Here is a 19,869-nt window from a genome sequence, read left to right as displayed (position 1 = left end):
CACCGCGGCCGGGTCGGGCCGGGCGGGCCGCGGCGGTGGCAGCGCGACGACCGGCGTGGGCCGAGCCGGCGCGGCCTGGACGTCGAGCGGCAGGTTGAGCACGACGGTCCGTCGCTCGTGGACCGCCGTACGGTATGCGCGCACGGTGTCGGCGACCGCGGAGCCGGGGGAGTGCACCCGCTCGGGCACCGCGCCCACCGCGGCGATCGCCGCGTCCTGGTCGATCCGGAAGTTGTTCCGCACGGCCGCACCCGGGGTGTCGGCGGCGAGCACGAGCAGCGGGGTCCGGCTCTTGGCCGCCTCGGCGATGCCGGTGAGCGCGTTGGTCAGCCCGCAGCCCTGGTGGGTGGTGACGACGGCGAGCCGGTCGCTCATCCGCGCGTAGGCGTCGGCCATGGTCGCGGCGCCGCACTCGTGGCGGGCGGCGACGAACGGCACGCCGCCCGCGCGCAGCGCGTTGGTCACCACGAAGTTGCCGCTGCCGACGACGCCGAACGCGTGCGCCACACCGAGCCCGGCCAGCGTGGAGCCGACGAGCTCGGCCGTCGTCATGGCGCCTCCGCGGCGAAGGGTACGTCGGCGCGCGTCACCTCTCGACCAACGCGTACACGCGTGCCGGGCTGCCCGAGCCGCCGACGATCGGCAGCGGCGAGACGACCAGCACCGCGCCGGTGGCCGGCAGGTTCGCGACGTTCTGCAGCTGGGTGAGGCCCATCTTGCCGGCGCCCAGGAAGTAGTGGTGGCACGGGAACGCCGGGTCGAAGGCGTGCGCGCCGCCCGCGTCGGTGCCGACGGTCTCCACGCCGAGGCCGACCAAGTTCGTGTCCTCGGCGAGCCAGCGGGCGCAGGCGGCGGAGATGCCCGGGGTGTGCGGGCCGGTCTCGTCGGCGTTGAGGAACTGCTTCGAGTCGTGCGAGCGCCGGTCCCAGCCGGTGCGCAGCAGCAGCCAGCCGCCGGTGGGCAGCGGGCCGTTCTCCGCCTCCCAGAGCCGCACGTCGTCGATGCTCAGGAGGAAGTCGGCGTCGGCGGCGACGCGGTCGGACACGTCCACGACGACCGCCGGCGCCACGAGCGTGCGCAGCGCGAGCTGGGAGACGTCGACCCCGTCCTTGCCGGACGACCAGTGGACCGGCGCGTCGACGTGGGTGCCGGTGTGCTCGCCGGTGTGGATGTTGTTCCAGTACCAGTTCGGCCCGGCCTCGTCGTAGCGGCTGATCTGCTCGAGAGAGAAGTTGATCGTGTTCGCGAACGGCGGCGGCAGCTGGAGGATCGGGGTGTCCTTCGACAGCGGCGCGGTCAGGTCGACGATCTCTACGCGGTTGGCGGAGATGGCCTCCAGGAGATCCTGCAGCAGTGGCATGGTTGGACACTATGCTGCGGTCCGGTCCCGAGCCAGGAGGCGCTGCGCATGTCCACGAACGAGGAGCTGACCCGCACGTTCAACGAGCTGGACATGAACGACGACGGCCAGATCACCATGCAGGAGTTCGCCGGCGCGATGTCGGCCCGCGGCGAGGCCGTCTCGGAGGCGGAGATCGCCTCGATCTTCGCGGACGCCGACTCCGACCGGGACGGCCGCATCTCGTTCCACGAGTTCGCCGCCGCCTGGAACCGCGCCGGCTGACGGCTGAACTCAGCCCGCGCGCAGGATCAGCAGGCTGATCTCGCTCGGCGCGAAGATCCGCAGCGGCGGGCCCCAGAAGCCGGCGCCGCGGGTGGTGTACAGCTGGGTCCGCTCGCCGTGGCGGGACAGGCCCTGGACCGTCGGCTGGTCGACCCGGACCAGGTAGTGGAACGGCCAGATCTGGCCGCCGTGGGTGTGGCCGGACACCTGCAGGTCGACTCCGGCGGCGGCCGCCGCGCGGACCTGCTGGGGCTGGTGGGCGAGGAGCAGCACCGGCAGCCGCGGGTCGGCGCCGGCGAGCGCGCCGGTGACGCTCGCCCCGTGGCCGGGCAGGCCGGAGGCGCCGGCGGTGGCGTCGTCCACCCCGGCGAGCACGAGGCCGTCGCCGCCGCGTTCGACGGTCACGTGCCGGTTGTGCAGCGGCGTCCAGCCCAGCTCCGCCATGTGGTCGAGCCAGCCCTGCGCCTCGCCGAAGTACTCGTGGTTGCCGGTCACGTACACCCGCGCGAGCCGGGCCCGGATGTCGCCCAGCGGGGCGGCTTGTGCGTGGCGGCGCGCCACCGTGCCGTCGGCGATGTCGCCGGCGTGGCACACGACGTCCGGCTCGAGCGCGTCGACCGCGGCCGCCGTACGGGCCGACCAGCGCGCCCGGTCGATCGGCCCGAAGTGCGTGTCCGCCAGCAACACCACGCGGGTCCCGTCCAGCCCCCGACCCAGCCGCGGCAGCACCACCTCGGTGACCCGCACCCGGGGCACCCGCATCGCCTCGACGACACCCCACGCGACCAGGACCAGCGCCACGCCGACCACGAACCCGGCGACGATCCGCGCACGCAGCGGGTTCTCCACCCCGGCCACGGCGAGCACGACCCGCGGCACGAGGCCGAGCACCGTCCAGGTGAACAGCACCCACGCCACCCCGAGGGTGGTGTCGCCGACACGCGCCGCCCAATCCAGCGTGCGGGGTCCGTGCCCGAGGATCATCGACACCGGCAGCGCGAGAGCGGCGCCGAGGATCACCACAGTGCCGGCCACGAAGACCGGGACCGGCCACTGTGGACCGGACACCACGAGTGCCCACCACGGCATCCCGAACAGCAGCACGAGCACCGCGACGACGATGCCGAGGAACGTCAGCCGGCGTCGCGGCCGCGCGATCCGCTCCGGCTCGTCGGTGGGTGACTCGGTACCTGACTCAAGCTCTGCCATCGAAACCCACGCTACCGGCGTGGGGTAACCAGCAGGCTCGGGTGGTACCCGGCGAGCGGAGGTGGATGCAGGTGGCCGATCCGATCACCGACGAGCGCGTCGCGGCCGTGTTGCGGACCTTCGTCCGCGGCTGCGGCCCGATGCTGACCCGGCTGCGCCATGACGAGGACAACCTCGAGGTCCCCGAGGACGACCGTGAGGTGGACCGCAAGCTGCTGGCGGGGATCCGCGGCAAGCTGGCGGAGATCCGCTACCCGGGCTCGGCGAGCTGGGCGCGGCTTACCGTGGACGAGCGGTCCGACTGGTGGGTCAACCGGGTCGGCCGGCTGACCGCGCTCGCCGCGTCGGTCACCGGACTGGCCGGCGCGCTCGGCGATCAGCTGCCGCTGCAGGACATTCTCGGCTCGGCGGGCCAGGGCCTGCTGCTGTGCGCCATCGCCTCCGAGCACGGCGTCGACGACCTCGGCACCCGGGTCCGATTGCTCGGGTCGGTGCTGTTCGACCGGAAGATCGACCCGGCGGTGGCCGCCGGCAAGGGCGACGAAGCGGCCGACGAGGCAGTCGTCGCCGAGCTCACCGACGACGCGCCCGCGCCGGAGGCGCCCAGCGGCAGGCGGTTCGGGCTGACGGCCGCGGCGAAGTGGTTGTGGCGGCAGGGCCGCATGCTGATGGCGATCACCGAAGAGCTGGAGAAGCGCCCGCACGGCCGGTTCTACCACCGCGCGCTTGGCAAGCTGCCGGTCGTCGGGATGGCGGGGGACTACTTCGGCGAGCGGTCCGCCCTCAAACGCGCGGCGCGGGCGGGCCACAAGTGGGTCCACGCCGAGACTGCGTCACGCCGTTGAGATCGCGACCTCGGCGCCGAGCTGGCGGCCGGTGTCGAGGCGCAGCTCGTCTCCGCTCCAGAACCGGCCCGGGTCGTACCAGTTGGGCTTGCGGGCGGTCGGCAGCAGACCCATGGCCTGGTAGGTGATCGCGACGACCTCCGCGCAGTAGGCCGTCTCCAGCTTGGCCTCGTTCTTGGACCCGGACACGCCCCGCCGCAGTCGCGGCACCCGGCCGTAGGCCCAGCCCGAGAGCAGCTTCGCCGTGGAGGGGAACGGGGTGCCGTCCAGCCGCGCGATCGTCTTCAGCACGGCGTCCTCCATCTCCCCGGAGACCGGCGGGTCGAGCTGGCGCAGCCAGCCCCGCTGCTTGTACCGGGTGGTCCACAGGTCGACGGCCGCCCGCAGGTCGTGCAGCTGGACGCCGCGGTGGTGTCCGCCGGTCCACATGTCGGTGAGCGCGCGGCCCAGCTCCGCGTGCCACATCAGCGGCGGCAGGTCCTCGATGACCACGGACATGCCGACGTGGTTGATCGGGCTGTTCGTGGTGATCCGGATGGTCCGGTCGGCGACGGTGTGGCCGCGGAAGAGCCAGATGTCGCCGGTGCGCGTGAGGTTGACCGCGTCGTCCAGACCGAGCTGCATGCCTGCCATCGCTGTAGCGTATGCGCATGCGCTGGTGGAAGATCTTGGGCGTGGCGGGATTCGTCGGGGTGGCCGCGACCGGGGCGGTGGTCGCCCGGGCCGAGCGACGCCGGCGGGCGTACACGCCCGACGAGATCCGGGAACGGCTGCACGCGCGGGCCGCCGAGTCTCAAGAGGAGTCTCGGTAGGTCAGGCCGCCTGCCTGGCCTCGGCGGCGGCCTTGACCGCCGCGAGGGTGTGCTCGATCGAGCCGACGTTGTAGCCGGGACGGTCCGCGCGGCCGGTGACCCGCGGGCCCATGAAGCGGCGGATGAACCAGCTGCCGACCCGGTACCAGTGCTCGGTCAACCGGCAGCCGGCCGCGGTCGGGGTGATCTCGTAGGCCCAGCGCGACACCCGCACGCCGAACGGGGTGCGCACGTCGAACGCGAAGCGGCGGCCCGGCTCGCAGGCGACGACGCGCACCCTGGTCCACCACTCGCGATCGCCGTTGCGGTTGACGCCGCGGAACCGCGCGCCGAGCGCCGGGCCGGTCGCGCCGTCGACCCACCGCCCGCCGGCGTTCTCAGGGCTGTACTCGCCCATCCGGGGCAGGTCGGCGACCATGGCCCACACGGTCAGCGGGTCGGCGGCCACCTCCGTGCTGAGCGAGATCGTCGGCTCCACGAGGAAACGGTAGCTCCGGCGCGGCCGGCGGCGACACGGTCGGCCGCCGACTGCGCACGCGCGGATAAACGGCATTTGCGAACGCGAGCAACCCTACTTTCGTAGGTTGCACGTCAATTCGGGCAGCCAGTAGCTTCGAATTACGGGAAGGAAAGCGCTTTCCCGAATTTTCTCCATCGCATTTGTTCACCCAGTAACCCCTGCAACTGAAGTGTTTCCTCCGAATGTCAAATGTCGACAGGAGATGCGATGTCCAAGCTTGCCCTCAAATTGGCCGTCTCGATTTCCGCGGCCCTCGCCCTCGGTTTCCTGGGCGCGCCGCTCGCCAGTGCGACAACCGCCGACGCGGCGAGCACGAAGCCGGCCGAGAAGGCCGAGAAGGTCGAGAAGGTCACGGAGCAGGCGGCACCCGCCTGGTCCTACAACATCCGGCCGTCCTGCTCCGGGTGGGAGTCCCCGATTCGCACCGGCGCGAACTACTGGGGTGGCGCCTCGGAAGGCGGCGGCACGCCCGTCGAATGCCAGAACTCCGCGATCACCGACTGCGGATTCTACGAGGCGGTCGAAATGGTCACCCAGGACGGTCGACTGATCGTTGTCGGCTGCAACTACGGCGCGGGTCAGCTCATCAAGCTGTTCCCCGGCGCGGTGAATGACGCGGCCCTGCTGGCCGCGCACGAATTCGGCCACAACTGGTACGGCCATTCCTTCAACGGCTGCGCATCCTGGGCGAGCCCGTCGGACGTGATGGCAACTACCATGTGCTGACGCGTGTGCTCGCGGGCGGGTGGTCCTCGGGCCACCCGCCCGCGGCATGTCCGGAACAAACGCGGGCGGCCCCGGTGTTGACCAAAGCATCCGAGACGAAGGAGCGGTACAGGTGGCCACCGTCGAGCTGACAACCGAGAACTTCAACGACGTCGTGGGGGCGGAGGGCACCGTGCTCGTCGACTTCTGGGCGTCGTGGTGTGGCCCGTGCCGAAACTTCGCGCCGGTCTTCGAGAAGGCCGCCGAGACCCACGACGACATCGTGTTCGGCAAGGTCGACACCGAGGCGCAGGTGGAGCTGGCGCAGGCGTTCAACATCTCCTCGATCCCGACGCTGATGGCCGTGCGGGACGGCGTCGTCCTCTACGCGCAGCCGGGCGCGCTGCCGGCCGTCGCGCTCGAGGAGCTGATCGACCAGGTGCGGGCCGTGGACATGGCAGAGGTGCGCGAGGCGATCGCCAAGGAGCAGGCCGACAAGGGCGAGTGATCAGCCGCGGTACTCCAGCACCACCGGCGCGAGCAGGCGGGGGTCGCCGGGCAGGTCCACGTTGCCGACCGCGAGCAGGTTCGGGGTGCCGGGGACCGCGGTGACGCCGTGCAGGCTGACGCCGACCGTGTCCGGCGGCCGCGGTGCCGCGGTGTCCGCCCAGCGACCGTCACGGTAGGTGGCGAGCGTGGCGCTCGGCGCGGGGAAGTTCTCCAGCACCCACGGGCGGCCGGCCTCGTCGATCGCGAGGTCGGGGTACCTCGCCACGGGCAGGCCCTCGACGAGCCGCCAGGTCCGGCCGTCGCCGCGCACCGCCACCGGCCCGCCGTAGCCGGCCCGGTGCCCGACCGCCCACACGTCGCCGGGTTCGCCGGCGATCTCGCTGAACGCGGTCTCGGCGTTGGTGACGCCGACGTTCACCGGCGACCACTCGTTGCCGTCCCAGTGAAAGAGCAGCGGTCCCTTGAAGCCGGGCCAGGCCGCGTTGCCGGCGACCCACACGTCGTCGGCGGCGAAGGCGGCGATCCCGGTGAAGTTGCAGAACGTCGGTAGCCCGCCGAACGAGGCGCCCTCCTGCGTGCACTCGGCCGGCGGGCGGTGCTGCCGCCAGGCCTGTCCGTCCCACTCGTGGACCAGGACGCTGCCGCCCTTGGACCCGACGACCCAGGTGTGCCCGTCGGCGACGGCCAGGTCGGTGACGGTGGCGCCCTGGCCCGGCGGGAACGGCACCTCGGCCCAGGCGGTGCCGTCGTGGCGCAGCAGGCGGGTGACCGTCCGGGTCGGGTCCTGGCCGGCCTGGCCACCGACCGCCCACACGTCGGTCGGCGACCCCGCGGCCACCTGCGAGAGGCCGCCGCGCCAGGTCACGCCGGGCAGGTCCATCTTGGACCAGGTCCGGCCGTCCCACCGCTGGACGATGGGTACGCCGGTGGTGTCGGGCTGCGTCGGGTCGTAGGACTCGTGGCCGACGGCCCAGGCGTGGGTGGCGTCGACCGCGGCGACGTCGAACAGCACGCCGCTGGGTTCGGTCTCCGCGGCCTCGGCCAGCCGCCAGGCCGGCGGCTGCTTCGGCGCGGACGAGGTCGGCCCGGCCGTCGCGCTGCGCTGTGCGGCCAGCAGACCGGCGCGCTTCTCGCAGCCCGACACGAGCAGCCCGGCCAGCACGACGACGGCCAGGAGCGCTCCGCGGCGCCTGGGTCTCACGGGTCCTCCACTCACAGCAGGCCGTGGTCGCGGCCGTAGATCGCGGCCTGGGTGCGGTCTCGCAGACCCAGCCGGCCGAGGATACGGGAGATGTGGTTCTTCACGGTCCCCTCGCTGAGGTAGAGCCGGGCCGCGATCTCGCGGTTGGTGGCGCCCGCGGCGACGAGGCGCAGCACCTCGGTCTCGCGGGCGGTCAGCACCTCGCCGGGCGTCGGGTCCCGAGTGGACAGTGCGGCGGCCACATGTCGGGCGGCGGTGGCGTCCAGCTGGGTCACGCCGGCGTGGGCGAGGCGGACGGCGTCGGCCAGCTCTGCGGCGGGCAGGTCCTTGAGCAGGTAGCCGGCCGCGCCCGCGCGCAGCGCCTGCACGACGTACTCCTCGTCGTCGAACGTGGTGAGCATGACGACGCGGCAACCCGGGGCCGCGCGGCGCAGCACGGCGACCGCCGCCACGCCGTCCATCTCCGGCATCCGCACGTCCATCAGCACCAGGTCCGGCTCGAGCGCGAGCGCCTGCTCGACGGCCTCCTTGCCGTTCGCCGCCATGCCGACCACCGCGATGCCGTCCTGGAGGTCCAGCAGCGACGCGATGCCCTCGCGGATCAGCCGCTGGTCGTCGACGACGAGCACGCGGACGGTCATGACGGGATCGTCACCGCGACCCGGGTGCCGGTGCCCGGCTCGCTGGACACGTCGACCACACCGCCGAGCAGCGCCGCGCGCTCGCGCATGCCGAGCAGCCCGAACCCGGCGTGGCCGGCGTGGTCGTCGTGGTCGTCGTGATCGTCGTCCGGGCGGAACCCGGCGCCGTCGTCGGTCACCACGAGCCGGGTGTCGGCCGGGCCGAAGGTCACCGCGACCGACACCGAGCCGGCCCCGCCGTGGCGGCGGGCGTTAGTGATCGCCTCCTGCGCCGCGCGGTACAGCGCGGTCACGGTCGCCGGGGCGGTGTCCCGCTCGGTGCCCTCGACGGTGACCGGCACGTCGAGCGAGGCCAGCGCGGTACGCAGCGAGACCGGCGAGCGCAGCGTGCCGACCGACGTGCGCACGTCCTCGAGCGCGCGCCGCGCCGAGTGGCGGGCGTCGGCCAGGGCCTGCTCCGCCACCGCCGGGTCCCGGTCCCGGAACGCCGAGGCCTTCTCCAGCTGCACGGAGATCGCGGTCAGGTGATGGCCGAGGCTGTCGTGGATGTCGCGGGCCATCCGGTTGCGCTCGGTGGCCACGGACAGCTCGGCGACCCGCGCGGCCGAGCGAGCCTCCCGCGCCGCGACGTCGGCCATCGCGAGCGCCATGATCAGCCCCAGGCCGAACATCAGCACGTCGGACACGTAGTTCGCGTCGCGGTACCAGCCCGGCACCCACACCGCGAACCCGGCGACCAGCAGGCCGAGGCACAGCCCGCCGAGCGTCAGGCCCACCGCGCGCCCGAACGTCAGGTACGCCCCGAAGGGCACCAGCACGAACAGCACGCGGGACAGGCTCGACTCGTCGAGCGCCACGACGGCGAAGAACAGGACCAGCCGGGCGGCGAGGAACACGACCGCCGCGCGCCGGGTCGACGGGCGGCGCAGCTCGACCTGGTCGAGCGCGACCAGCAGCGCGATCCCGGCGACGAAGCCGGCGAGCCGGGCCGGCTGGTGTCCGCCGGTGCCGAGCCCGGCGAGGACGTAGTAGAGCCCGGCCACCAGCACGATCGCGTACACGGCCCCGGTCACCCAGGGCACGATCCGGGCGGGGTGCGTGCTCACGGAGCGAGACTACGACGCGGTGCGCCACCCCGGCGAGATGTCTGGCCGGAGGGCACGTGCCGAACGGCGCCGGCGTCCTGGCCGGTCGCCACTTCCGCCGCCGCGGCCGCCGTTCCTACCGTTCGAGAGCCCGATTCCCTTGTACAGCTTGGAGTTCTCATGCTCTCCGCAACGATGGCCCGGCTCGGCTCGTGGTGCGGCGTCGCCGCGGGCCTGACCCTCGCCCTGCCCGCCGCGGTCGAGGCCGTCACCGGCGAGACCGCGGCGACCAGCTTCGTCCTCGGCGTGTCCCCGGCGCTCGCGATCCCGCTGCTGGTCGTGCTGCACCTGCGCCAGAGCGAGGCGGCCGGCCCGTTCGGCGCGGCGGCCTACACGGTCAATCTCGTCGGTCTCGGCCTGTTCGGCGGCGCGGCGTTCGCGCTCAACATGGTCCTGTTCTACCTCGACGAGCCCGTCGTGAAGGAGCTGGTCGCCGGGCCGACGATGGTCGCGCTGCTGGGCAGCGCGCTGGTGTTCACGGTCGGTGCTGTGCTGTTCGGCGTCTCGATGGTGCGCGCCGGGATCCACCCGCGGGTGCCCGCGGTCGCCTACATCGTGGCGCTGCCGGTGCTCGCGGTCGCGGCGCGCCTGCCGGACTCGCTCGCGACGAGCGCGCTGCACGTGGTCGCCGGCGCGGCTTTGGTGTGGCTGGCGGTGTCCGTCGTCGCCGGGTCGCCCGCGCCCCGCCGTCCCGAAACGGCGCTGCGCCGCCCGGTCGGCTGACTACTCGCCGCGCATCTGGCGGCGGATCTCCTCCAGCTTGTCGCGGCCGGCGCGCTCGCGCGCCTCGAACTGGTCCTCGACGGCCTTGCCCTCGGGGGTCGCGCCGGCCAGTTCCTCCGAGCCGGTCGACGTCGCGGCCCGGTTCTCGATGCGGTCGCGGACGTAGTCGAACGTCGGCACGCCCGCTTCGGTGTAGTCGAAGGCCGGCGGCGGCGCGGCCGGCTGCGGGGCGGTGCCGTCCTCGACGAGCTCGGCGTCGATCGGCTCCGGGTTCTCTGCCATCTCTCCATTGTGCCGCGCCGCGCCGGGTGGCGCCGCCACCCGGCCCCGCCCCGTCTGGGGCGGACGTGCCGAAGGTCAGGCGGAGCGTTCGGCGTTGCGGCGGCGGGACAGCTCGTCCTCGCCGCCCCACTGGGGGCGGCAGTATTCGTGGATGCCGGCGACCAGGCGGGCCACGTCCTGCTGCGGGCGGACCACCAGGCGCAGGTACTGCTTGCTCATCCCGAGCTTGTTGCCGCACTCGCGGATGAACACCTGGTGGTTGTTGATCAGGTAGTCGCGCATGTCGGTGCCGTCCAGGCCGGGTGCGAGCTTCACCAGCAGGAAGTTCGCCTGTGAGGTGAACACCGTCAGCTCCGGCAGCTGGGCGAGCTGCATGGCCATGCTGTACCGGTCGCGGGCCAGCAGCTGCAGGCTGCGCTGGTACTCGGGGCCGTGGTCGCGCAGCATGAACACGATCGTCTCGGCGAGGGAGTTGAGGTTCCACTTCGGCAGCGTGCGGCGCATCTTGCCGGCGAGACCCGGGTTCGCGACGAGGTAGCCGAAGCGGATGCCGTGCAGGCCGAAGTTCTTGCCGAGGCTCTTGAGGACCACGACGTTGGGCCGGATCGCCGCCTCCATCGCGACCGACGGGTCCCGCTCGGCCTCCACGAAGTCGATGAACGACTCGTCGATGACGACCAGGTCGAGGTCGGCGAGCTCGTCCATGAACCGGATGACGTCGCGACGCGTGACGTAGCCGCCGTCGGGGTTGTTCGGGTTGCACAGCACGGCCACGCGGGACTTGCGGGCGCGGATGAACCGGATGTACTCGTCGATGTTGAGCTGGAAGCAGTCGACCTCGCGCAGCGGGAACATGTCCACGCGCTTGCCGGTCTCCAGCGGCTGGTCGGTCCAGCGGCCGAAGGTCGGGATCGGGATGGCGACGCTCTCGCGGACCCAGAGGTGGTCCATCCACGTGATCAGCTCGGTGGAGCCGTTCGACATCGCGATCGTGCTGGGGTTCAGCCCGAGCACGCGGGCGAGCTGCCCGGAGATCGTGTCGGCGTCGCTGGGGTAGAACTTCAGCACCGCCTCGAGGTTCGCGGCCAGCGCGTCGAACATCTCCGGTGTCGGGAAGTACGGGTTGCACGGGATGCAGAAGTCGATCAGCTGCCGACCGTCCCCGCCCATCCGCCGGGAGAGCTCGAAGATGGACGGGCTGTGCGCACTCTGCTGGAACAGCCCCGCGTCCACGCCTTGTCCCACGCGATCACGCCCCGTTCTCTCGGTGTCATCACCCCATACGTACGGAACGGGGCGGCAGTTCACGAATCGATAACGGCGAGGGCGACCGAGGGTTAGGATCTGACGGCGTGGCGCCGACGGTGTTCATCTCATACGCCCACGACTCGGCCGAGCACAAGGACCAGGTGCTCGAGTTCGCCACGTTCTTACGAGGTCAGGGCGTCGAGGCCGTGCTCGACGTCTGGTCCACCGAGGCCCGCCGGGACTGGTACTCCTGGGCGATCGGCCAGCTGACCGCGGTGGACTACGTGATCGTGGTGGCGTCGGAGAAGTTCCGCCGCGCCGCCGACGGGCTCGGCGTGCCCGACGAGCACCGCGGCATCCAGTCCGAGGCGGCCCTGCTGCGGGAGCTGCTGGTCGGGGACCGCGCCACCTGGCTGCGCAAGATCCTGCCCGTTGTGCTGCCGGGGCACGGCGTCGGCGAGATCCCGCTGTTCCTGCAGCCGCACACGGCGAGCCGCTACGTCGTCGCGGACTTCACCGCCAACGGCGCGGCCGAGCTGCTCCGGGTGCTCTCGGGCCGGCCGAGCCACATGGCACCGCCGGTCGCCGCGGCGCCCGTCTCCGTGCCGGCGCTCATCGGCCGACATGCCGAGCTGTCCCGGCTGGCCGGGCTGGTGGCGGAGGTGTGCGCGGGCCGGGGGCGCGCGGTGCTGGTCGACGGCGAGCCCGGGATCGGCAAGTCGGCGCTGGTCGCCGCGGCCTGCGTCGGGGCCACCGGGCGGTGTGCGGTGTTGTGGGGTGCGGGCGACGAGCTGGGTCAGGCGCTCCCGCTGCTGCCGCTGCTCGACGCGCTGCGCGGGGTGGGCAGCCGGGAGCGCGGCGAGGCGATCGCGAGGCTGCTGCGAGGTGAGGTGCCGCTGGGCGGGGCGGATCCGGTCGCGGCGGCGTCGGAGCAGATCCTGGCGATGGTCGGTGAGCTGTGCGCGGCCGGCCCGGTCGTCCTCGTCGTCGACGATCTGCACTGGGCGGACCGGCCGACGCTGACGGTGTGGTCGCGTCTGGCGAAGGCGGCCGGTGACCTGCGGCTGCTGCTGATCGGCATGGCCCGTCCGGTGCCGCGGACACCGGAGCTGCGCGCCCTGCGCCGTGCGGCGGCGGTCCGGCTGAGCCTCGGCCCGCTGCCCGCGCCGGCGGTCCGGCAGCTCCTGTCGGCGGCGGTGGACGCCTCGCCGGGCGAGGGCCTGCTCACCCTCGCCGCCGGCGCCGCGGGCAACCCGCTGTTCCTGACGGAGCTGGTGGACGCCCTGCGCCGGGACGACGCGCTGCGAGTGGAGTCCGGCGTGGCCGAGCTGGCCGGCGACCGGGTGCCCGGGTCACTGGTGGCCGCGATCGAGAGCCGCCTGGAGCTCGCGGCCGGCCGGGTGGGCGAAATGCTGCGGGCGGCGGCGCTGCTGGGAGTCGAGTTCTCGGCCGCCGAGCTCGCCGTCGTGCTGGGCAGCCGGATGCCGGCGTTGACCGTCGCACTGGGCGAGGCCATGGCGGCGGGCGTGCTGCGTGACGCGGGTGAGCAGCTGGCGTTCCGCCACCCGCTGATCCACCAGGTGCTGTACGAGAGCATCCCGGCCACGGTGCGCACGGCGTGGCACCTCGACGCGGCGCGTGCCCTGGCCGAGTCGGGCGCCCCGGTCCACCACGTGGCGCGGCAGCTGCTGGCCGCCGCACACGGCTCGCACCTGAGGTCTCTGGACGAGTGGCTGACCCGCTGGCTCGTCGGCGCGGCCCCGTCCCTGGTCGCGCTTTCCCCGCCGCTGGCCGTGGAGCTCCTCCGCGCCGCGGTGACGGGCCCGGTCCGAGCCGACCACGAGGCCACGGTGCTGGCCTGTCACCTGGCGGACGCCCTCTACCGAAGCGGCGACGCGGCGGAGGCCGAGCGAATCGCGGCGGAGCTGGCCGCTTCGGTCACCGACCCCGACCTGATGGTCGATCTCCAGTGGACGCTGTCCCAGTGCCGGGCCTTGACCGGCCGGTCGCAGGTGTCGCTCGCCGACCTGGAGCGTGCTCTCGGCCGGCCCGGCCTCGAGTCGCGCCACCACGCCCGACTGCTCGTCCTGACGGCGCGCACACAACGCAACCTCGGCAACGTCGGCACTGCCGTGGAGGCGGCCGACCGGGCGCTCGCCGAGGCCGAGGTCGTCGGTGACCGGTGGGCGATGGGCTGGGCGCTGCACGTTCTCGTCATCGGCACGGTCATGCGAGGCGAGGTGAGCGAAGCGCTGCCGCTCATGGAACGAGCGCTCACTGTCACGGACGGCGATGTCACCCTGGCCGATCTCCGGATGCTCGTCCTGATCAACCAGGCCGTGGTGCTGGGCGATCTCGACCGGTACGACCAAGCCATCGCCACGGCAAACCAGGTCCGAGCGCTGGCCGAACGGACAGGCAGTCTGATCCGGCTGGCTCAGGCACACAGTGTCTTGGCGGAGCTGCGGTTCGACATGGGGCACTGGGACGACGCGCTCGCCGCGGTCGACGCGATCGCCGACTACGCGGCGGATCCGTCGGTGGCGTGCTGTAGTCACGGCATCGCGGCGGTGATCGAGCTGCATCGGAGTCGGCTGACCTCCGCTCGGCGGCACCTCGGGCTGGTCGCGTCGGACTCGGAGCAGATCGGGCGCCGGGTCATCGGCTCACTCGCGCTCGCCAGGAGCCTGGAGCGAGAGCTCGACGGCTCGCGCGAGGAGGCGCTGGCGGTGTTGACAGACTGCTTGACAGACGAGGCGGAGGAGCTCGACGAGGTGGAGGACCTCCTGCCGGACGCCGTGCGGCTGGCGGTCGAGATCGGCGACCTCATCACCGCGGCCGGGCTGACAGAGCGGGTGCGGAGCCTCGCGGAACGGTCGAACGTGCCGCATCGGTTGGGTGCGGCCGCGTACTGCCGAGGTCTGATCGACGGCGACGCCGACGCGTTGATGTCGGCGGCGAGGTCGTTCGCCGAGGCCAAGCGCCCCCTGCCGTGGGCCAAGGCGCTGGAGGCGGCAGGGATGGCGTTCGCCGCTCACGGCGATCACCCCGCGTCCGGTGCGGCCCTGGCCGCCGCCCGCGGCATCTACATCGCGCTTGGCGCGAACTGGGACCTCACCCGACTCGACTCGGCGCAGGTCCGAACCCAGATCGGCCAGGAGAGTCCGGCCCTCGTCTCCAGCCCGTCGGTAGGACAGACGCCCTACGAGTTCCTCCGGCAGAAGATCGAGGAAGCGCTGTAGGTGGTCCTATAAGCCGCTCTCCTTTACCAGACGCTTCGGGGCCCGGCAGCGCCACGCGTCGGTGAGCAGCTCTCGCAGTTCTTCCTCGTCCACGGCGGCGAGGCGAACCAGGACGGCCGGGTAGCCGTTGTAGTGCGGCTCGGTGAAGAACTTCTCCGGGGCCGCGGCCAGCAGGGCCTCCTTCTCCTGCCCGTTGGCCACCCGGACGGCGAGCACGGCAGGCTGCGGCACGCGCGCCTTCTTCGGCTCCAGCCGTTCCAGCCAGACCCACGCGATGCCCTTGCCGCGCACCGAGAACCCGAAGCCGTCGGTGGCCTCCGCCACCTCGGGAAGCGACAACGCGATGCGCCGGACGTCGGACTGGTCGGCCATGCCCCCTGTCTAGCACCCGGGCTAGCACCTGGGTATGACGCCGAGGTTGGCTCCGCGGTCCGACGACCCGGGCGCGCCGCGTCCCTAGCGTCTCGATCATGACAAACACACTGCTCACCCGGCTGCGGATCGAGCCGCGCCCGGGAACCGCCAGGGCTCTCGTGGCTCTCCCCTTCGCCCTGCTCGCCGCTTACCTCGTCGCGCGGGGCTGGCTCTACCCACTCTGGCCGGACACCATCGGCCTGATGGGCCACCTCTTCGTCAGCGACCCGTCGCTGGACGGCGCGTGGGGCGGGCCGACGCTCGCGGGCGCGTGGGCGGTGCACGCCACGATCGCGGTCGGGCTGCAGGCCATCTGCCTCGTCATCCTGCAGACCATCTACCGGCCGGCGAAATAGGGTTGATGACGATGAACACGATCTGGCTGCATCGCATCGGCGTCGGGTTCGCCGTGCTGGCGATGATGGTTCTCGGCTCTGCCGACCTGGCGCTGTTCACCGAGGTGCACGGCGGGGTCGCACTCGTGCTGAGCGCCGCGCGCTCGGTGCCGATCCTGCTCTACCGCCGACGGCCGTACCTGGCGTGGTGGCTGGCGTACGGCACATCCGTCGCCACGACCGTGACGGCCTTGTTCCTCGGGTTCCCGCATCCGGACACCTGGCCGTGGGCGTACAGCAGCATGGCGTTGCTCGCGGCGACGACGGGGATCCTCGCCGCCCAGGGCGTCCGGCGCCGCACCGTGGTCGCGGTCGCGCTCGTCGCCGTGCCCAGCCTCGCGCTGGGCCTGGGGTTCTCCGGCTGGCTGGTGCAGAACGTGCTCATCTGCACGGCCCTGGTCGGCGCCGCGGCACTGATCGGCGACCTCGTGCACTCCCGGCGGCGGGTGGCCGGGGACCTGGCCGAGGAGAAGCAGGTCAGCGCGGCCGAGCGGACCCGGCGCTCGCTGGTCGAGGAGCGCACCCGCATCGCCCGCGAGCTGCACGACGTCGTCGCCCACCACATGTCGATGATCACCGTCCAGGCGGAGACCGCGCGCTACCGGCTCGAGGGCCTCCCGGAGCCGGCCGTCGACGAGCTGACGGGGATCGCGTCCCGCGCCCGTGGCTCGCTCACCGAGCTGCGCGGCCTGCTCAGCGCGCTGCGCGACGACCAGGACGCGCCCGCGCTCGCCCCGCAGCCGACCCTCGCCGACCTCGACGAGCTGGTCGACCGGATCAACGCGGCCGGCACCCCGGTGCGGCTGAGCGTCACCGGGGACTCGACTGGGCTGCCGGACGTGCTCCACCTGACCGCGTACCGGATCGTGCAGGAGGCGCTGTCCAACGTGGTCCGCCACGCCGCCGGCGCACCGACCACAGTGGACATCTCGGTCGGCGGGGAGCTGACGGTCGAGGTGGTCAACGCGCGACCGGCCCACCCCACGACGCGGGACGGCGAGGGACACGGGCTGGTGGGGCTGCGCGAGCGGGCCACGTTGCTCGGCGGCACCTTCGAGGTCGACCAGCCCGACGGCGGCTGGCGGGTCCGCGCGACCCTGCCGGTTCCCGGAGCCGGCCGGTGATCAGGGTGGTGGTCGTCGACGACCAGGAGATGGTCCGAGCCGGGTTCGCCGCGCTGCTGGCCGCGCAAGACGGCATCGAGGTCGTCGGGCAGGCCGCGGACGGCGAGACGGCACTGACCGTGTGCGCCGCGACCGAGCCGGACGTCGTGCTGATGGACGTGCGGATGCCGGTGCTCGATGGCGTCGAGGCCACCGCCCGCCTGCTGGCGACGCCCACGCCGGCCCGGGTCGTCATGCTGACCACGTTCGACATCGACGACTACGTCTACTCGGCGCTGCGCGCGGGCGCGAGCGGCTTCCTGCTCAAGGACGCCACACCCGAGGAGCTGGTGTCCGCGGTCCGCGTGGTCGCCGCCGGCGAGGCGCTGCTCGCGCCGACGGTGACCAGCCGGCTGATCGGGCACTTCGCCCGCCAGCCGGGCATGGTCGGCACGCCGCCCGCGCTCGACGCGCTCACCCCGCGGGAGCGCGAGGTGCTGGTGCTGATCGCGCGCGGGCTGTCCAACAAGGAGATCGCCGCGCGACTCGTGGTGGCCGAGCAGACGGTGAAGACCCACGTCGGCCGGATCCTCGGCAAGCTCGCGCTGCGCGACCGGGCCCAGGCGGTGATGGCGGCCTACGAGTCGGGGCTGGTGGCGCCCGGCGTCATCGATCAGTCGCCGCGATGACCCGGGACAGCGCCTTGTGCAGGACCTCGAGCTCCTCGAGTGACATGCCGAGCCGCTCGACCACTCGGTAGGGGATCTTCTCGGCCTCGGCACGCAGGGCCCGGCCGGCGTCGGTGAGCTCGACCTCGAGCTGCCGTTCGTCGGCGCGGGCCCGTCGGCGCGGGCCCGCCGGCGCGTGACATATCCGAGCGACTCGAGGCGCTTGAGCATGGGGGAGAGGGTGGCCGCCGCTCGTGGCGCAGCGTCTCGCCGAGGTCGCGCACCGAGCGGGGAGAGGACTCCCACAGGGCGAGCAGTACGAGGTACTGCGGGTGGGTCAGCCCGTGCGGTTCGAGCAGCGGTCGGTAGATCGCGATCACGCTGCGCGAGGCGACCGAGAGCGCGGACCTGAGGTCGCCGAGGCGCTGGCTCAGGCGCGCTACGAGGCGAACTTCCGCTGAGCGTTGCGAGCGGCGAGGTGCGCGACGACGTGCTCGGCGTCCGCGCCGACGCCCGCTAGCACCGAGGATCCCTCGGTGTGCAGCCACGGCAGGCTGACCGCGTACAGCCCCGGATGTTCGGTGACGCCGCGGACGTGCCGGGGGTAGCCCCACTCGTCGAGCACGGGCAGGTCGAGCCAGCCGAAGTCGAGACGGTAGCCGGTGGCCCACAGGACCGTCGTGATGCCGGCGGCGTCGAGGTCCAGCTCGGTGCTCGTGGGCGGCACGTAGTCGTCGCGGGGCGGCCGGTCGTCGGGTGGCGCGTCGATCTCGGCGGCCGCGATGTAGGCGTCGAACAGCGGGCGGAACTCCCGGTCGAACGCCGAGTCGACGAACGCTAGCCGCTTGTCCAGGTCGTCGCTGAACCGAACCACCGGGCCGTCCGCGGCAACCAGCTGCCCGTACAGCCGGACCCCGTCACGCGCGAGCCAGCGCAGGTCGACGTCGTGTCCACCGTCCACACCGGACAGATGCGGGATGCAGGCGAACCGGGCGGCCGGGGTCGGCAGGTCCGCCACCGTGGGGAACGGGACGCCGACCTCGGCGCCGTGCAGGAAGGTCTGCAGCAGCCACCAGATCATGTCGCGGCCGCGGTACCGGCGCGGCGCGGCCGGGCACATCGACACCGCCACGTGCACCTCGCGCCCGGTCCGGTGCAGGTCCTCGACGAGCTGCGCGCCGGACTGACCGGTGCCGACCACGAGCACACCGCCGTCCGGAAGCTGCCCCGGACGCCGATAGCCCTGTGAGTGCAGCTGGTGGACGTGGTCGGCGAGGCCGCGGGCCGCCGCCGGGAGCCGCGGGCGCTGGAAGGGCCCGGTGGCCAGCACCACGTTGCGCGCCTCGATGACGTCGCCGTCGATGTGCGCGAGCAGCCGGTCGCCCGCGGCGCCGAGCCGGCGCACGGTGGTGCCGAGCCGCACGGGTGCGTCGATGTCGGCGGCGTAGTCGGCCACGTAGCCGGCGATCTCGTCGCGCGGCATGAAGGCGTCCGGGTCCGGGCCCGCGTACTCCTTGCCGGGCAACCGGATCGTGAAGTTCGGTGCGACGAGGTGGAAGCTGTCCCAGCGGTCCGGCCAGCTGCCCCCGAGCCGGTCCCGCCGGTCCACGACGAGGTGCGCCACACCCGCCTTCGAGAGCCAGTAGCTCGTCGCCAACCCCGCCTGCCCCGCGCCGATCACCAGTGTGTCGATGTCCATGCCGGCGACGCTAGGTTCGCGCCGGTCCCCGCCGCGTCGGGCGAACTGTGTAGATCGGCGATGTGGGTGGTTCTGCCTACACCAGGTCCTGCTCGTAGGCCCACGCCGTCGCGGCGCTGCGCGAGGAGACGCCGAGCTTGGCGAAGATGTTGCTGACGTGGCGGGCGACGGTCTTCTCGCTGAGGAACAGCTCGGCGGCGACTGCCCGGTTGGTCCGCCCGGCCGCGACGAGCCGCAGCACCTCGGCCTCCCGCGCCGTTAGAGCGCCGGCCGCGGTGCTCGCTCGCACGGCCGCACCCAGCTGCCGGAACACCCAGTCGGCGGCGTCGAGCTCCATCCGGGCGGTGTCGGTGTCGCCCAGCTCCCGGCAGGCGCGGCCCAGCAGCACCCGCACCCGCGCGGCCTCGTAGGGCACGTCCAGGTCCTGCCAGGCGACCCAGGCCCGGCGCAGCTCGGCGAGGGCGTCGCGGGTCGCGCCCTCGGCAAGCAGCACGGCGCCGTTCGCGTGCCGGGCGGCGGCGTGCAGCAGGGGAGAGTCGACCGCTTCCGCGTGCCGCGCGAGCTCGTCGGCCGCAGCCCGGGCGCCGTCGACCTCGCCCGCGGCGAGGCCGATCTCGACATGCGCGGGCAGCAGCCGGGCCCGGGTCGGCGGGTCCTGCGCCTCCTCGAGCGCCCGTCGGATCGCGGTGTGCGCGGTCTCCACCCGGCCCTGGGCGAGGCGCAGCAGTGCGAGGCCGGGCTGCGGGGCACGTCCCCAGCGGTTGGCCTGCCGGTACTGCTCCTCCGCCGGCGCGAGCTCACCGGCGAGGCGGTGCAGCTCGGCGACCTGGTAGCAGGCCGCGCCGGCCGCGGGCGGGTTCGCCTCCAGCGCGAACCGCTCGGC

Annotated in this window: 23 protein-coding genes and 1 pseudogene; 10 read left to right on the top strand and 14 right to left on the bottom strand. The window is 73.0% G+C overall.

Annotation, left to right across the window (positions count from 1 at the left end; all coding sequences use genetic code 11):
- Together ACRDSK_RS19710 and ACRDSK_RS19705 are read right to left on the bottom strand one after the other, a co-directional pair.
- Nucleotides 1–552, bottom strand: a 552-nt coding sequence (locus ACRDSK_RS19710) for a thiamine pyrophosphate-binding protein (protein WP_431442659.1), incomplete at its 3' end; no start/stop codon positions are given.
- A 34-nt stretch (nucleotides 553–586) separates the two neighbouring features.
- Nucleotides 587–1,360: a cyclase family protein gene (locus ACRDSK_RS19705; protein ID WP_431442657.1), complete on the bottom strand. Its 774-nt coding sequence runs from the start codon at nucleotides 1,358–1,360 to the stop codon at nucleotides 587–589.
- A 48-nt stretch (nucleotides 1,361–1,408) separates the two neighbouring features.
- On the opposite strand from ACRDSK_RS19705, the gene ACRDSK_RS19700 reads away from it, so the two are divergent.
- Entirely contained in the window at nucleotides 1,409–1,624 is a 216-nt protein-coding gene (locus ACRDSK_RS19700; protein ID WP_431442655.1) for an EF-hand domain-containing protein, read from the top strand.
- Nucleotides 1,625–1,633: 9 nt separating this feature from the next.
- Here ACRDSK_RS19700 and ACRDSK_RS19695 read toward each other — a convergent pair whose 3' ends face one another.
- On the bottom strand, nucleotides 1,634–2,833 hold the full coding sequence (locus ACRDSK_RS19695) for a metallophosphoesterase (RefSeq protein WP_431442653.1): 1,200 nt from the start codon (nucleotides 2,831–2,833) through the stop codon (nucleotides 1,634–1,636).
- Nucleotides 2,834–2,904: 71 nt separating this feature from the next.
- On the opposite strand from ACRDSK_RS19695, the gene ACRDSK_RS19690 reads away from it, so the two are divergent.
- On the top strand, nucleotides 2,905–3,678 hold the full coding sequence (locus tag ACRDSK_RS19690) for a hypothetical protein (RefSeq protein ID WP_431442651.1): 774 nt from the start codon (nucleotides 2,905–2,907) through the stop codon (nucleotides 3,676–3,678).
- Here ACRDSK_RS19690 and ACRDSK_RS19685 read toward each other — a convergent pair.
- Entirely contained in the window at nucleotides 3,667–4,311 is a 645-nt protein-coding gene (locus ACRDSK_RS19685) for a hypothetical protein (RefSeq protein WP_431442650.1), read from the bottom strand. The genes ACRDSK_RS19690 and ACRDSK_RS19685 overlap by 12 nt on opposite strands.
- A 17-nt stretch (nucleotides 4,312–4,328) precedes the next feature.
- Here ACRDSK_RS19685 and ACRDSK_RS19680 point away from each other — a divergent pair, with 17 nt between their 5' ends.
- Nucleotides 4,329–4,490: a hypothetical protein gene (locus ACRDSK_RS19680; protein WP_431442648.1), complete on the top strand. Its 162-nt coding sequence runs from the start codon at nucleotides 4,329–4,331 to the stop codon at nucleotides 4,488–4,490.
- 1 nt (nucleotide 4,491) lies between these two features.
- On the opposite strand, the gene ACRDSK_RS19675 is transcribed toward ACRDSK_RS19680, so the two are convergent.
- Entirely contained in the window at nucleotides 4,492–4,968 is a 477-nt protein-coding gene (locus ACRDSK_RS19675) for an SRPBCC family protein (protein ID WP_431442646.1), read from the bottom strand.
- A 249-nt stretch (nucleotides 4,969–5,217) separates the two neighbouring features.
- On the opposite strand from ACRDSK_RS19675, the gene ACRDSK_RS19670 reads away from it, so the two are divergent.
- Nucleotides 5,218–5,736 (top strand): hypothetical protein, encoded by a 519-nt coding sequence (locus ACRDSK_RS19670; protein WP_431442644.1) that lies wholly within the window; start codon nucleotides 5,218–5,220, stop codon nucleotides 5,734–5,736.
- Between the two features lie 112 nt (nucleotides 5,737–5,848).
- Nucleotides 5,849–6,223 carry a thioredoxin gene (gene trxA / locus ACRDSK_RS19665; RefSeq protein ID WP_431442642.1) on the top strand — a complete coding sequence of 125 codons (375 nt, stop codon included), beginning with the start codon at nucleotides 5,849–5,851 and terminating at the stop codon, nucleotides 6,221–6,223.
- On the opposite strand, the gene ACRDSK_RS19660 is transcribed toward trxA, so the two are convergent.
- From ACRDSK_RS19660 to ACRDSK_RS19650, 3 genes are read right to left on the bottom strand one after another with little or no spacing between them, the layout of a single operon-like run.
- Nucleotides 6,224–7,426: a hypothetical protein gene (locus ACRDSK_RS19660; RefSeq protein ID WP_431442640.1), complete on the bottom strand. Its 1,203-nt coding sequence runs from the start codon at nucleotides 7,424–7,426 to the stop codon at nucleotides 6,224–6,226. It abuts the gene before it with no gap.
- A gap of 11 nt (nucleotides 7,427–7,437) precedes the next feature.
- Nucleotides 7,438–8,067 carry a response regulator gene (locus tag ACRDSK_RS19655; RefSeq protein ID WP_431442638.1) on the bottom strand — a complete coding sequence of 210 codons (630 nt, stop codon included), beginning with the start codon at nucleotides 8,065–8,067 and terminating at the stop codon, nucleotides 7,438–7,440.
- Nucleotides 8,064–9,173 (bottom strand): sensor histidine kinase, encoded by a 1,110-nt coding sequence (locus ACRDSK_RS19650; protein ID WP_431442636.1) that lies wholly within the window; start codon nucleotides 9,171–9,173, stop codon nucleotides 8,064–8,066. The genes ACRDSK_RS19655 and ACRDSK_RS19650 overlap by 4 nt, the downstream gene beginning before the upstream one ends.
- Before the next feature lie 159 nt (nucleotides 9,174–9,332).
- Between ACRDSK_RS19650 and ACRDSK_RS19645 the strand changes: the two genes are divergently transcribed.
- Entirely contained in the window at nucleotides 9,333–9,935 is a 603-nt protein-coding gene (locus ACRDSK_RS19645; protein ID WP_431442634.1) for a hypothetical protein, read from the top strand.
- Here ACRDSK_RS19645 and ACRDSK_RS19640 read toward each other — a convergent pair whose 3' ends face one another.
- Both ACRDSK_RS19640 and ACRDSK_RS19635 read right to left on the bottom strand, forming a co-directional pair.
- Nucleotides 9,936–10,217: a hypothetical protein gene (locus ACRDSK_RS19640; protein ID WP_431442632.1), complete on the bottom strand. Its 282-nt coding sequence runs from the start codon at nucleotides 10,215–10,217 to the stop codon at nucleotides 9,936–9,938.
- A gap of 75 nt (nucleotides 10,218–10,292) precedes the next feature.
- Nucleotides 10,293–11,462 carry a pyridoxal phosphate-dependent aminotransferase gene (locus tag ACRDSK_RS19635; RefSeq protein ID WP_431442630.1) on the bottom strand — a complete coding sequence of 390 codons (1,170 nt, stop codon included), beginning with the start codon at nucleotides 11,460–11,462 and terminating at the stop codon, nucleotides 10,293–10,295.
- 107 nt (nucleotides 11,463–11,569) lie between these two features.
- Between ACRDSK_RS19635 and ACRDSK_RS19630 the strand changes: the two genes are divergently transcribed.
- The gene (locus tag ACRDSK_RS19630) at nucleotides 11,570–14,707 is read left to right on the top strand and encodes an ATP-binding protein (protein WP_431442628.1); all 3,138 of its coding nucleotides are present in this window, start codon (nucleotides 11,570–11,572) and stop codon (nucleotides 14,705–14,707) included.
- Between the two features lie 6 nt (nucleotides 14,708–14,713).
- On the opposite strand, the gene ACRDSK_RS19625 is transcribed toward ACRDSK_RS19630, so the two are convergent.
- Entirely contained in the window at nucleotides 14,714–15,079 is a 366-nt protein-coding gene (locus tag ACRDSK_RS19625; RefSeq protein WP_431442626.1) for an MmcQ/YjbR family DNA-binding protein, read from the bottom strand.
- Between the two features lie 98 nt (nucleotides 15,080–15,177).
- On the opposite strand from ACRDSK_RS19625, the gene ACRDSK_RS19620 reads away from it, so the two are divergent.
- Genes ACRDSK_RS19620 through ACRDSK_RS19610 form a run of 3 tightly spaced genes read left to right on the top strand, consistent with a single transcriptional unit; the run spans nucleotide 15,178 to nucleotide 17,308 of the window.
- Nucleotides 15,178–15,477 (top strand): hypothetical protein, encoded by a 300-nt coding sequence (locus ACRDSK_RS19620; RefSeq protein ID WP_431442624.1) that lies wholly within the window; start codon nucleotides 15,178–15,180, stop codon nucleotides 15,475–15,477.
- Nucleotides 15,478–15,488: 11 nt separating this feature from the next.
- Complete coding sequence (locus tag ACRDSK_RS19615; RefSeq protein ID WP_431442622.1) at nucleotides 15,489–16,640, top strand: sensor histidine kinase; 1,152 nt, start codon at nucleotides 15,489–15,491, stop codon at nucleotides 16,638–16,640.
- Nucleotides 16,637–17,308 (top strand): response regulator, encoded by a 672-nt coding sequence (locus tag ACRDSK_RS19610; protein ID WP_431442620.1) that lies wholly within the window; start codon nucleotides 16,637–16,639, stop codon nucleotides 17,306–17,308. Before ACRDSK_RS19615 ends, ACRDSK_RS19610 begins: the two co-directional genes overlap by 4 nt.
- Here the strand turns inward: ACRDSK_RS19610 and ACRDSK_RS19605 are convergent.
- The 3 genes and pseudogenes from ACRDSK_RS19605 to ACRDSK_RS19595 form a co-directional block, all read right to left on the bottom strand.
- A pseudogene (locus ACRDSK_RS19605) lies at nucleotides 17,286–17,721 on the bottom strand (MarR family winged helix-turn-helix transcriptional regulator). The gene ACRDSK_RS19610 and the pseudogene ACRDSK_RS19605 sit on opposite strands and share 23 nt — an antisense overlap.
- 5 nt (nucleotides 17,722–17,726) lie before the next feature.
- Nucleotides 17,727–18,986 carry a flavin-containing monooxygenase gene (locus ACRDSK_RS19600; RefSeq protein ID WP_431442618.1) on the bottom strand — a complete coding sequence of 420 codons (1,260 nt, stop codon included), beginning with the start codon at nucleotides 18,984–18,986 and terminating at the stop codon, nucleotides 17,727–17,729.
- Between the two features lie 76 nt (nucleotides 18,987–19,062).
- Nucleotides 19,063–19,869: LuxR C-terminal-related transcriptional regulator (locus ACRDSK_RS19595; RefSeq protein ID WP_431442616.1), on the bottom strand; the 807-nt coding region annotated here is incomplete at its 5' end.

The sequence above is a fragment of the Actinophytocola sp. genome (assembly GCF_050699915.1).
Classification (GTDB): Bacteria; Actinomycetota; Actinomycetes; order Mycobacteriales; family Pseudonocardiaceae; genus Actinophytocola.
Note: the sequence above shows the minus strand (reverse complement) of the source record. Positions and strands in the feature narration are given on the sequence as shown.